Genomic DNA, 13,138 nt, shown 5'->3' on the forward strand with positions numbered 1-13,138 from the left:
TTGAGATTGAAGTCTATATATTCATTAACTTATTTTTAAATAATATCAAAAATAAGTCTATAATTTGAAGTAAAAAACTGGTTAATCAACACTTGTGATTGATGATGATAATAAATCACATTCAGTAACTACCAAATTAGAAAGATTTGATTATTATAAGGCAATTGAAGCACATCAACAAGGAAAATACGTTAAAGTTCTGGGAGAAATAAAAAGAGGAAAAAAATCTACAATGGAGTGTTGGGCATTTAGTATAGTTGAGTAATTTAGTTTCTGTTAGCCAGAGTGGATGAGAAATTATTGTTTAGGTTTCTTATCCACTCTTTTATTATTAAATCTTAGTGAATTAACAAGAATGGAGACATTACCACCAATTAAGTTTTTTTCCTCTTGTGTTTTTATATTTACTGCTTTGGGCTTCTTTATATTTTCTCCATCTATTAAAATGAAGGAATCATTATCATACCAGCCAGCAGGATAACGGGATGGTTTTTTAAGTGTATCATATTTGTAAATTATGGGATTACCTATAGTAGCTACCGTAATTTTATCATCATCATAAGACCTCATAAGAATTTTATCTTTATTTGGGGAAATATAATATACTGGAAAATCTTCTAATTTATTTTGTACCTTAAATAGAATTTCTTTATTGGTTAATGTATCAAACACATGAATTTCAGTGTCATTTATGAAGGCGAACATATCTGTAGCATGAAATACGGGAATAGCATTTAAATTTGCTGGTATTGAATATACTTTGTTAAGTTGTCTTGTTTTGGGTACCAACTTTGAGACTTGATTTTTATCTATTAAATAACAGTTGTCTTTACTATTTTTATAGATGTATCCATCCCAGTTATCCAGCACTTTATTCCAACTATTATCTGAATATTGGTATAAGCTGTTGTCAATGACGCAGAGAATATAATTATCTTTAATATATACAATATTACAATTACGTTTAAACTTTCCGTCAGGTCTTTTTACTTTTTCACTTTTTTTGCTATTTACATCATATATGTATATACTATCTAATCTATCACTGCTAAATATATACTTACTGCTATCCTTTGACCAGCAGCCTACTGCGTTGTATCCACCTTTTTCAACAAGAGTTTTTAATTTTTTAGACTGTATATCATATATTCTTAATTGATCTTCATTTTTATTTTTATCAATTAAATCTTCATCTCCTCCATCAAAATTAAAGATAATATTTTTACAATCTGGACTAATGGTATTAGTAACGGTGGTACTTCCCTGTACTCTTGTAGCATCTACTTTTTCGGAGTCAAAAAGTTTTGTTATGTTTTTTTCCTTAATATCAATCAATAATCCATCCGTAGGATTGTGTACAAATATTTTGGAACCATAGACGTCTTGAACGGTGTAAGGCCAATTTGAAAAGTCATAACCTGTTTTCTTATTACAACCTACACATAAAACAATAATTAACAATTGTGTCATAAACATAAATAGGATTTTTTTTAATAAAAATACTTTTTTAAAAAGTGGTTTATTCAACATACTTAACCTCCTTTGGGTATAAATTTACATTATAACTCTAATAGATCTCATATAAAATGTAAATACAAAAAGCATGAAACAGTGTTTTTTTGACATAAAAAGTTGTTGAAGGGAATTAAAATGTTTTTCATGTATGAAATAAGCTATTTCATACTTTTTGCATTGCGGCATTATTTTTATAAGAAATAATGCAAATATATTTAAATGGTAGTTTATATATAGATTAAAAAATGACTAATTATATTTATATTTAAACTATTTCAAATTTATTCATAAAGATAAAAGTTCAACATTAGACGTAAATTTACCTAAGCCACAACCTGGTATGAGAGTAGCATATGATGGTACTGGTAATCCATCATTTATAAGTACTGAAAATTCTAGCAGTACTGCTTTTGATAGGACAAGTCCTAATAGTAATAGTATATCTCCCAATTCCTATACAGAAAGATCAGGATTATTTTCTTATTTCACGGATACAATTGGACAAGGTGATCATGAATTAGGTAATTATGATTGTGCAACATCTAGTAGTGTGGATGATTGTGCACTTGGAATTATTGTATATTCAAGAGATTTATCAAATGGTAGAACTGTAACACTATACAAGTGGGATGTAGATAGCTTACCTTATAATTCAAAATATAAAAAATATGTTGTATTGGATATAAGACCATATATTTTTTCACAAGTATTTGGCCATGATTTAGATATAGGAGTAATAGTTGGTGAATATTCTCACAGCTAAAAATTTCAAAAATACAGCATCTATATAAGGAATTCATAGTAAATAATTTAATCGGAATGTTCATTATTAAGTAAAATTATATTATTTAATATAGACATTCTGATTAATGTATATATAAATATATTTTATAAATTCAATATATTAGTCGAGTATGTATTATATATTAGGAGGATTTAATTTGAAGAGATTAACGGTATCAGTTATATTAATTTTTTTATATATTTGTTTACTAAGTAGCTGTACTTTTCAAAATACTACTAAAAATGATGAGCAAATACTAACTATATCAACAAATCTAAAACTTGAAACACAATATAAGTTGCATACCATATCTACAGGAAATGATTCTGTTATTTATAAAAACAAAATGACAGGGTATCCTACAGGTGAAATGGACAGAAATCATTCATTTCTATATTTTACAACTAGGAATAATAACAAATACATACAATTATTTTCACTAAATTAAAAAACAAATGAAAAAAAACAACTGACCAGTATTTCACAGGGCATAATTAATGTGGATACCATAAGAATAGATGATAATAAAAAAAATATATATGAGAATAGTGCAAAAAAATCATAGAAATTTTTCATTAGCTAAATATAATTTAAAAACTAATCAGTTAAGAATCTTTAATTCACAGGAAATAGACATTTCAATAAAAACCTTTGATTATATTTCGGAAAAGGGAGAGATATTTATTGTAAGTAATTTTGAAACTGAAAGGTATAATTTAATGGAAAAGTCGAACTTGTTACAAATAGAACTAGAACCTTGTAATTATACACTTAGCTTGCTTGATGATGAGGGAAATAAAATGAGAAGTATAGGAAATATAAAAGAAAATATAGTTAATGTCTCCTTGTCTAGAGATGGTAAAAAAGCTTTGATAGAAATAGACAAAGGAAATCCTTTTAAAGAAAGTACACTGAAACAAACGGTCTTCATTAAGGATTTTAAGTCTGGAAGCTTAAGTCCCATTTTTTCAACGCCTAAAGGATATAATTTTATAGAACAAATACAGTATTCTAAAGATGAAGAAAAAATATACTTTTTAGCAGAAGATTTTAAACAAAAGCCATTATACTCCAATGGAAGAAAACTGAGAATAAAAAGTATTTTTTCATATAATCTGACGAATAAGAGCATTTCACAGGTTTATAAAATGAATAATGGTAATGTAAATAATTTTATTGTCTTAAGGTAGGTTTTCTATAGATAGTTAAAGGTTAATTCAAAATGTAGTCAAAAAAAGAGGTAATGTCAATGAGAAATAATAAAACTAATAATAGAATTATAATAGTAATACTTACTGTAATAATAGTGACTATTATTAATATATATTTTAAAAATAGCAGAGTACCATCTGCTATAAATGTTTATACATCAATTAATAATGATCCAGAAACTATATTAAGTTACTCTAAATATAAACATTCAGTAGGAAGCTATAAAGAAGCTATTGAAGGATATGAAGCTGTTGTAAATAACCCTTCATCAAGTAAATCTTTGAAATTGAAAGCACAAGCATATCTTATATTATCACAGCACGGACAAGCATTAGAACCAATTGAAACAATTAAATACTTAGAAGATAGCAAGGCTAAGAGTAATGAATTTAAAAAAACAAGATATGTATTTTTAGATAGGGTTGATTACACAACTACAGATGATTATTTTAATGCCAGTAAAGAAACTTGTTATCATGAAAGTGAGTTTACTCATCTTGATGAAAATGGCTTACCTATGGTTAAATATAGTGCTTATAATGGGGGAGATGGAAATTTTCATTATAATCCTGTAACAATAGCACAATTTTCTTTAACTGCATTTGGCAGATATAAAAATGGAACTGGTACTAGAAAACAATTTATAGATTCAATTGATAAATTATTATCCTTGCAGAGTCCTTCGGGTGCCATGAGACTTGATTTTAGTTTCAAGCATTACATAAACAGTGATATCTACAAACCAGGCTGGGTATCATCATTAGCCCAAGGACAAGCTATAAGTGCCTTTGTACGAGCATATCAGGAACAGGTGATAATAAATATTTAGATGCAGCAGATAAAGCTTATGTGTTTATGTGTATACCAGTAAATAAGGGTGGTACCAAGGATACTAGTGAGGATTTAGATGGAACCGATAATGTATTTTTTCAAGAATACATTACTACCCCAAAATCATATACTTTAAATGGCTTTATATTTACTATTATAGGTATTTATGATTTATCTCAAACTAAAGATAGTATATATAAAGGAGATGCTCATAAGATGTTTGTTAATTGTAATGATATACTTCTAAAAGTTATACATAAATACGATTTAGGCTGTATGACAGCTTATGATGCAGCATATATTACAAAAAAGGGATCAGTATCCTAACATGAATATACAATACCATGCAACTCATATAGAACTTGTAGATGCCATGTATTCTATAACTAATAATCCCATATACAAATACTATAATTTAATGTGGAAATCCTATATTGGTTGATATATAATTATTGACTTATGTTGTTTACAGGTGTAATATTAAATTATAAATTATACTTATAAACAGAAAGGAGAATATTTTTGAGGAAAATAGTTGCAATCTCTGATGCGGAATTAGAAATTATGAAAATAATATGGAAGAATCCTAATATAACAGCAAATAAAATTATTGAACAGCTTAAAGGTAAGACTGAATGGAAGCCTAATACCATAAAGACATTAATAAATAGATTACTTAATAAAGGGGCTATTGATTTTGAGAAAGAAGGAAAAGAATACTACTATTATAACTTGATTAATGAAGAGGAGTACAAAATCTCAGAGAGTAAGTCTTTTTTAAATAAAATATTTAATGGATCTATGAATTTGATGTTAATGAACTTTATAAAAACTAAAAACTTATCAGAGAGAGATATTGAAGAACTGAAGAAAATTTTAGATAATGCCCATAAATAAATGGTGGTGAGTTTTCAATATGATAAATGTAGTAAAAACACTATTTTTAATGTCACTGCAGGGAACCTTTTTAGTTATATTCATACTTTTAATAAAATTAATTTTAAGGGAAAGGCTTAATATCAAATTTCACTACTATATATGGTTTTTGTTAATAATAAAACTTATCATACCTTATGGTCCTGAGAGCAATTTCAGTATATTTAACATATTTAATTCTGTAGTGAATATAAGGGCTGCTGGAGCAGAGCATATTTTTAAAATTAATAAAAATAACTTTAACATATCAGATGTTAAACAGGTAGAACCTATAAAAAACACTGGAATTACAGAGAAATCTAAAAACACTATAAATTCAAATAGTATACCTGAACCAGATAAAAAAATTGATTATGAGTTTATATTTATATGTATATGGATTCTAGGCATTGTGATAATGAGTATATTTGTATTATGTGGAATTATAAAGATTAGACTTATTAAAAAATCATCTACTTACCAGCAATCATCTAATATTAATAAAATTTTAGATGATTGTTTAGACATAATGGCTATTAAAGAAAAAGTAAATTTAGTATATACCTATAAAATAAATAATCCATGTATATATGGGTTTATCAAGCCTTCAATTTTTATACCTATGAAGATTTTGGAAAGTATTTCAGAAGATGAATTTAAGTATGTTTTATTACATGAGCTTTCTCATTTTAAAAGGAAAGATACTTTAGTAAATTGGATATTGATAATACTAAATATTATATACTGGTATAATCCTGTGATATGGTATGGATTTTATAAGATGAGACAGGATTGTGAAGTTGCATGTGATAACTGTGCCATAAAGTATTTAGAATATGGGGAAAATATAAAGTATGGAAGTGCAATTATAAAGTTGATACAGTTAACTAATGAATCACAGATTTTAATTGGAACTACCTCAATAGTTAGCAGCAAATCTGAAATAAAAAAGAGAATTATTATGATATCAAAATATGAAAAGGTATCATGGAAAGGCATATTATTTGGGGTCATAGTTATTATAGCTGTAGGAATAGTAGGATTGATATCGTCTAGTTTAAAAGTAAGTGCCCTAGATAACCATAAAATCACATTTACAAATAAAACTTTGGAAAAAGCCTTAAGAGAGAAAATAAATAAACCAGAGGGAGATATATTAAAAAGCGATGTATTAAAAATAGATGAACTTAACTTATCATATAAGGAAAAAGAACTTAAATCTTTAGAGGGTATTGAAAATTTCACTAACTTGAAGAGTTTGAATTTAACATTTAGTTATGCAGCTGACATATCCCCTTTGAAAAATTTAACAAAGCTCCACTATCTAAACCTTTCGAGAAATTATTTTATATTAGATAAAGACATATCTTCTTTGAAAAATTTAGTAAATCTAGAAAGGTTGGATTTATCGTCAGATGGAATAGAAGATTTAACTTCATTAAAAAATATGAAAAATTTTAAAGCTCTTCATAATCTAAATATTTCATTTAATGAAATCACCAAATCAGCTATTGATGATTTGGAAAGAACTCTTCCAGATTGCAGTGTGAAATATAAGCAATTAGGAGAATTAGATTATCCAAGTTCTATAACTTGTCAAGGATGGACTGGAGATGAAAAATATTGGAATGATAACACTGAAGATAATTCATTTTATGCAGAATTCAATCCATTTAATGGAATTGATATAAGAGAGATAGCTTATGGTAGAGAGCCTTATACTATAAAAATTAATTCAAATATTGTAAGTGGAAAATTCACCATAAGAGTTTATTATGATGGAAAAAAACTATTTGAAAAAGAGAATCCTGCAGATGAAATTGTAAATATTTTATCTGCATCTAAAGGAGTATATATTGAAAGTGTGGGAGAAGGAGCGAAGGGTAGTTTTAAATTTCAATTGGATTAGTTGATGCATTGTTATTAATTTTTGTGCCTTTGGCACAGTGAAGGGAATGATAAATTTTATGAAAAATAAAAAATTATTAGCTTTGGTTTTAATGGTGTCTCTGTCTGCATCTTCATTAATCTTACTAAGATCTAATAAGGCATATGCATATTCTACTTCTAATGGAATTGAAAATGTAGTAAGAATTGGAGGAACTAATAGATTTGATACATCATCTAAAATAGCTGGATATGGGTGGAAACAGTCAGATAATGTGGTATTGGTTGGTGCTGAGGGGGATATTAATTTTGCAGATGCTTTGGCGGGGATACCTCTTGCATATTCCTTGAATGCACCTATACTACTCACCAACGTAACCAGTACACCTGATGAAATTAGTAATGAGATAAGTAAATTAAAAGCTAAGAATATATATATATTAGGAGGAATTGGTACAGTATCTCAAGCACAGGAAAATATTTTTAAATCAGAAGGATATACTGTCACTAGGATATTTGGAGCTACAAGATATGATACAGCCATAAAAATAGCAGATGAACTAAATAATAGATCTAAGGTATCAAAGATATATTTGACAACAAGCAGTCAGTTTCAATATGCGTTAGCTGCCTCAACTTATGCAGCATTGGAAAATGCAGCAATTTTATTTACGGATGGAGATGTTTTAAATCAAGCTACTCAATCAGAAATATTAAAGTTAGGTATAAAGGATATAGAAATAATAGGTGGAGGTAGTATACTTTCCTCAAATGTTGATTCTGACTTAAAAGAATTAGGTTTAAATGTTTCCAGAGTTGAAGGCAATACACCAGAGGAGGTGGCTTCAAATCTCATAAATGAAAATAAAGATAAAATAAATGGGATAGCATTGGCAAGTAATAGCATATTCTCTGATGCACTTTGTGGGTCTGCACTCTCTGCTAAAAATAATATGGCTATTGTATTTGTAAATAAAACTTTTGACTGTGGCAATATAGTTAATAATGTTAAAAATGTAGTTATATATGGGGGAACAGGGGTAATAAGCCAAGCTTTAGAAGATGATGTGGAAAATATAGTTAATACTATTGATATTTCTAAATTAAATGATAGAAATCAGGCAATAAAAGATGGTAATGTAGTTATGATATCCACAATAGATTCTAAAGGTAGTGAAGATGAAAATGAGGTTTATAACACAAAAAAACTTGATGAATTTATTAAGAATTTCAACAATTTTAAAGAAGGTAAAGTAAGGATAATTAAATATGTAAAACAAGGAAATAAGGTATGGATTAATAAATTAGCAGATATAAAATATGATGGTAAAAATTTAATTTATGTAACTTATGACGCTTATAGTGAGGCAAATATTATAACAGCAGGAACTTCAGCATCTTTTGGTAAAATAGTAAAAACATGTTCAAATAATAATATCAGATATGCTTTGCTTGAAAGTGAAGATATAAAAGAAGATATGGGAGTAACTATACTTAGCTTTTCATCTAATAATATAAAATGATTCCTAGATTCAGAAAGAGCGTTCTCCCCCTATTAAGATAGACTTTTTCTGAATCTAAAAATCCATTTATAAGTATAAAATGAATTTTTAGTTTATCATTAGGGGAGTTATTCTTAAATATTATTCCTAGTGGCTCAGGACGTAATTAATTGGACACCTAAATTTCAACGCAACACCTAAACAGGTGAAAATCCTCTAAGTCATTGGACTGCAGAAGAATTAGCTTGTAAAGCTATAAAAGATAATATTGTTGAAAGTATATCGGCAAGGCAAATTTGTAGATATTTAAAGGAAATGGATTTGAAAATACACCAGTTTGAAGGGTGGCTAAACTCAAAAGATAAGTTAAAAGATCCAGAAGAATTTGAAAGACGTACAGGTACAGTGTGCTAGATTTATCTCAATATTAATAATCTGCAGCAAGAAGGATTTCATGTTCTAAGTTGTGATGAAAAAACAGGCATACAGGCAATAGAACATAAACATCCATCAAAGCCTGCAAGACCGGGTGAGATTGAAAGATGTGAACATGAATATAAAAGAGACGTGCAAGTTTTAAATCGGTTCATGAACTTGATGGGAAGATATTAGATTTTATAAGGTATTACAATCAAAATATGTGAAAATCATTTAAGTGGAGTTATGCAGGCAAAATTTTAAAAGCATAGTTTATTAACCACGTACACCTAAAAACAGTTTTAGGTGTTGGTAAAAACTGCAAATGGGTATTGTAAATATAAAAGTATTCTAACAATGTATATTTTTAGGTGTGTACGGAATTAAGTCTTGGACCACTAGTATTGTTAGGTGCTTATTTTTGTTTTATAGAATTTATTATCAGGTATGTACAAATTACTATAGTTGCTCCTAATGCATATAAAGTAATTAATATTGTACCTGAATCAGAATCATTATTAAATATTACCTCAAGAATATATGAACCATACATAAATGCAATAAAACTTATAATCCATAGAGATGTATACTTTAGAATTTTCATATATGAGAACTCTCCTTTTTATTTAATAATAACATTCATTAGGTGTTTGTGAAACGCTATAATCTGCATAAATAGGGATTTATTCCAACATAATTCTATTTATATTACCATTAAAAATATAATATAGAACCTGGCTTATAGACTTATCTGTCCGTTTAAAATGTCATTTGAGATATTTCCTCCCTTTAGGAGGTTTTTTTGTTCTTAGGAGAAATAAAATTCAACAACTTAACAGATTTAACAAAGATTAATGTCAGAAAATAGATTGTATTTTCGTATTAGTATATGAGAAGCTTCTTAGGGAGGTAAAAATGTGAACATAGATAAAAATAATTTTATAGAACAGATAAAAAATAAAAATCAAAAAGCCCTTGAATTTGTAGTGGACAATTATAGTAATTTAGTATTTAAAGTTGTACGTACTACATTAAACTCAGCATTTCAAGTGCAACATACGGAAGAATGTGTCAACGATGTGTTTTGGGCTGTATGGAATAACATTGAAAGTTTTGATAGTGAAAAGGGGAATTTTAAATATTGGATTACAGCTATAGCAAAATATAAGTCAATAGATTATAAAAGAAAATTTTTTAAGCAAAGTAAAAACGAATGTGTGGATGATTATAGTATTGAAGATGGAATTGATGTGGAAAATTTAATAATATCAAAGGAAAATAAGGAAGAGGTTTTGGAGGCAATAAACAAAATGAATTCTCGTGATAAAGAAATATTTATAAGAAGGTATTTTTTGTATGAAGGAATAGAAAACATAGCAAAGAGCTTTGGAGTTGATAGAGGATTGGTTGATAAGAGACTTTCAAGGGGACGTAAATTTCTAAAAGAAAAACTTATAGTCTTGAAAGGAGAAGTATTATGAATATTAATGATTTTAATATGGAAGAAAAAGATATATACAGATTATTTAATAGTGTAAATATTGGAGAAAGTGAGTTTGATTCTATGGATGAAGAAGTGACTGATACAGCAAAGAAAAGAATAAAGAAAAATCTAAAAAAGAGGATAAATGCTAATGGTAAATTTAAATTATTAAAGTATGGGTCTATAGCAGCAATTTTCAGCTTGATAAGTATAATAGGCATAGGTTGTGTTTCTCCAACTTTTGCAAAAAATATTCCTATTTTGAATTCAATAACGCAAAAATTAAACGATAAATTCGGATTTCATGGGGAATATGAAAAGTATTCTCAAATTATAAATAGACCAGTTATAAGCAATGGAGTAACACTTACAATAAATGAAATAATAGCAGATGATTCAAAGCTTGTGATAGGATATACTATAAAAAGTGACAATAAAATTGAAAATTTAGAGACATTTGGGTTAGGTATGTTTTTAAAAATTGATGGAAAAACATCTGGATCAAATGGAAGTTCCGTAGGAAATTATACTGATGAGTACACATATGTTGGAAGTGAAGAAATTCACACTGATTTATTAAAGAATGCTTCAAATAAAATAAATATAACTTTAAATGTAGATGAAATATCAGATGTAAAAGGAAAATGGAATTTTTCTTTTAGTGCATCAAAAGATGAATTGCTTAAAGATAGTGTTGTATTTAAGCCAAATATTAAGCTTGATTTTCCAAATAGTATTGCAAATGTAGACAAAGTTGTGTTCTCGCCTATAGATACGTCTATTTTTATAAGTGGAAATTATAAAGACAAGGCAAAGGTTAAAAATGATGTAAAAGTAAATCATGATGGTAGCTTAATGGAGTATGACTATTGGATTGCTTATGATGATAAAGGAGTTGAGATCATACCTAAAGGATTAGGTGGTGGAAGCGGTGATATTAATAAAGGCACTTTTAGTGTGGAGATGCAGTATAATAAACTTAATAAAATTCCAAAATATTTAACTATTGTTCCATGTAAGATTATCACTTCAGGTGGAGGAGAGTGTACAGATAAGAATGGCAAGGAAATACACTATACTATTGAAGGCAAAAAGCCTACAGAGATAAGTAAGACAATTGATGGAGTATACCCCATAGAACTTTCTCAAGGGAAAATGGGAAAAATTATAATAGAAAAAATAGAAGCCAAGAGCGACAATACAACAGTTAAATATAGGGTGGAAGGTAAAGCACCATATTTTGAGGCACAAAGTTTATGGATAAAAGATTCTCTTGGAAAAATGGTTCATTATAAAAGTTATGATATAAGAAAAGATGAGAGCAAGCCAAATGAATTCGTAAGACAGTTTGAGAAACTTGACCCAAGCAAAAAATATACTATATATACTAATGATTTTAGCAATGTGGAGTTTAGAGAGGATTTAAAGTTTAAAATCAATTTGGATAAATAATATCTGATGAATGTTAATATAAGGTCAGCTTGTTGAGTATTAGCATTAATTATATAACGTGAGTTCGAAAATAAAAAAAGAGTTATAGATATAAAAAATCCCATCAAAATGTTTTATTATATAAATATAAACAAAAAAATAAAACGAAAGGATGGGATTTTATGCAAAATTTATTAGTAGAAATATTTTACGATGTTGATAACTATTGTATAGCTTTTGAAGAATACTGCCGGAGCCATTTTATAGAGGAAAGCAACTGTAGTAATTTCTCAATAATAAAGAGTAGAAACTTATAACTTAGAGCTTATCCCTAAATAGTTTCTGGTATGATACGATAATAAAGAAAAAGGGATAGGGAGAGTTCTGCAAATGATACAAATGTGAGGACAATGGATATACTGGAGAGCCAGCTTTAGAAATTATAGTTCTTACAGGCTATATTCCTCATGTAGTTTCCAGAAGACAAGAAAGAATATGGAGAACAATCCAGCTTACAAAGTTCGTCGTTGGGTAGTAGAAGTAACCCATTCATGGATGAATCGTTTTAGAAAATTGCTTGTTCGATTTGAGAAAACAGATGCAGCCTATTTGGGGCTTATTAAGCTTGCCTGTGCTTTTATCGCTTTCAGAAAGATTAAAATAATTTAGGAATAAGCTCTAAATCAAGTTTTAATTGTTATTGTGTAAAATGTTTATTTTATAAATTTGGCGTAGTTCAAATATGATGGAGATTTTCATTTAGAATAATATGGATGGAAAAACAGGAAATTAACCAATTAAAGAAATGAAAATAATTTTACATTAAATTCAAACAAATTAGTTATACTATAAAATTTAAGATCTAATAAATACCCCATAAATTTCATAGTATAAAAAGCCTTAAAAAAAAGCCAACCTCTAAATAAAACTAAAAGTTTTAAGGAGGTTGAACACATGTACTATTATAATTCCATAAATAAAGAAAATTATGCATCAATTAATATAGATAAAAAGACAATTAGAAGGGTTATAGTAAGCTGTGCTGTTGAGTGTAAGGGAAGCATTGAGGATATTCAGGCACATCTTAAAAATATATTTGATATTCATATATCTGAAGGGAGTATTTCTAATATTTTAACTGAAGCTGCCGGGAAAGCCAAA

The 13,138-nt window shown here is 27.9% G+C and carries 14 protein-coding genes and 1 pseudogene; 13 read left to right on the forward strand and 2 right to left on the reverse strand.

What is annotated here, in order from left to right; genetic code table 11:
* The first annotated feature begins 94 nt into the window (after positions 1–94).
* The gene (locus V7Q02_RS14790) at positions 95–265 is read left to right on the forward strand and encodes a hypothetical protein (protein ID WP_333861862.1); all 171 of its coding nucleotides are present in this window, start codon (positions 95–97) and stop codon (positions 263–265) included.
* A gap of 32 nt (positions 266–297) precedes the next feature.
* Here the strand turns inward: V7Q02_RS14790 and V7Q02_RS14795 are convergent, their stop codons facing one another.
* Positions 298–1,530 (reverse strand): TolB family protein, encoded by a 1,233-nt coding sequence (locus V7Q02_RS14795; protein WP_333861863.1) that lies wholly within the window; start codon positions 1,528–1,530, stop codon positions 298–300.
* 325 nt (positions 1,531–1,855) lie between these two features.
* Between V7Q02_RS14795 and V7Q02_RS14800 the strand changes: the two genes are divergently transcribed.
* From V7Q02_RS14800 to V7Q02_RS14835, 8 genes and pseudogenes are all read left to right on the forward strand, one after another.
* Complete coding sequence (locus tag V7Q02_RS14800) at positions 1,856–2,278, forward strand: hypothetical protein (protein WP_333861864.1); 423 nt, start codon at positions 1,856–1,858, stop codon at positions 2,276–2,278.
* Positions 2,279–2,456: 178 nt separating this feature from the next.
* On the forward strand, positions 2,457–2,747 hold the full coding sequence (locus V7Q02_RS14805) for a hypothetical protein (RefSeq protein ID WP_333861865.1): 291 nt from the start codon (positions 2,457–2,459) through the stop codon (positions 2,745–2,747).
* Positions 2,748–2,838: 91 nt separating this feature from the next.
* On the forward strand, positions 2,839–3,489 hold the full coding sequence (locus tag V7Q02_RS14810) for a hypothetical protein (RefSeq protein ID WP_333861866.1): 651 nt from the start codon (positions 2,839–2,841) through the stop codon (positions 3,487–3,489).
* Between the two features lie 713 nt (positions 3,490–4,202).
* Positions 4,203–4,669 (forward strand): annotated as a pseudogene (locus V7Q02_RS14815) (D-glucuronyl C5-epimerase family protein).
* Between the two features lies 1 nt (position 4,670).
* Positions 4,671–4,784 carry a D-glucuronyl C5-epimerase family protein gene (locus V7Q02_RS14820; protein ID WP_333861867.1) on the forward strand — a complete coding sequence of 38 codons (114 nt, stop codon included), beginning with the start codon at positions 4,671–4,673 and terminating at the stop codon, positions 4,782–4,784.
* A gap of 80 nt (positions 4,785–4,864) precedes the next feature.
* Positions 4,865–5,239 carry a BlaI/MecI/CopY family transcriptional regulator gene (locus V7Q02_RS14825; protein WP_333861868.1) on the forward strand — a complete coding sequence of 125 codons (375 nt, stop codon included), beginning with the start codon at positions 4,865–4,867 and terminating at the stop codon, positions 5,237–5,239.
* 19 nt (positions 5,240–5,258) lie between these two features.
* The gene (locus V7Q02_RS14830) at positions 5,259–7,166 is read left to right on the forward strand and encodes a M56 family metallopeptidase (RefSeq protein ID WP_333861869.1); all 1,908 of its coding nucleotides are present in this window, start codon (positions 5,259–5,261) and stop codon (positions 7,164–7,166) included.
* Between the two features lie 58 nt (positions 7,167–7,224).
* On the forward strand, positions 7,225–8,667 hold the full coding sequence (locus V7Q02_RS14835; protein WP_333861870.1) for a cell wall-binding repeat-containing protein: 1,443 nt from the start codon (positions 7,225–7,227) through the stop codon (positions 8,665–8,667).
* An 811-nt stretch (positions 8,668–9,478) separates the two neighbouring features.
* On the opposite strand, the gene V7Q02_RS14840 is transcribed toward V7Q02_RS14835, so the two are convergent.
* Positions 9,479–9,667, reverse strand: a complete 189-nt coding sequence (locus V7Q02_RS14840) for a hypothetical protein (RefSeq protein ID WP_333861871.1) — start codon at positions 9,665–9,667, stop codon at positions 9,479–9,481.
* Between the two features lie 313 nt (positions 9,668–9,980).
* Here V7Q02_RS14840 and V7Q02_RS14845 point away from each other — a divergent pair, with 313 nt between their 5' ends.
* From V7Q02_RS14845 to V7Q02_RS14860, 4 genes are all read left to right on the forward strand, one after another.
* Positions 9,981–10,544 carry a sigma-70 family RNA polymerase sigma factor gene (locus tag V7Q02_RS14845; RefSeq protein ID WP_333861872.1) on the forward strand — a complete coding sequence of 188 codons (564 nt, stop codon included), beginning with the start codon at positions 9,981–9,983 and terminating at the stop codon, positions 10,542–10,544.
* Positions 10,541–11,998, forward strand: a complete 1,458-nt coding sequence (locus V7Q02_RS14850; protein ID WP_333861873.1) for a DUF4179 domain-containing protein — start codon at positions 10,541–10,543, stop codon at positions 11,996–11,998. The genes V7Q02_RS14845 and V7Q02_RS14850 overlap by 4 nt, the downstream gene beginning before the upstream one ends.
* A gap of 474 nt (positions 11,999–12,472) precedes the next feature.
* The gene (locus tag V7Q02_RS14855; RefSeq protein ID WP_442882175.1) at positions 12,473–12,646 is read left to right on the forward strand and encodes a transposase; all 174 of its coding nucleotides are present in this window, start codon (positions 12,473–12,475) and stop codon (positions 12,644–12,646) included.
* Between the two features lie 285 nt (positions 12,647–12,931).
* Positions 12,932–13,138: hypothetical protein (locus V7Q02_RS14860; protein WP_333861874.1), on the forward strand; the 207-nt coding region annotated here is incomplete at its 3' end.

The sequence above is a fragment of the Clostridium sp. genome, from assembly GCF_036781005.1.
Classification (GTDB): Bacteria; Bacillota; Clostridia; order Clostridiales; family Clostridiaceae; genus Clostridium_B.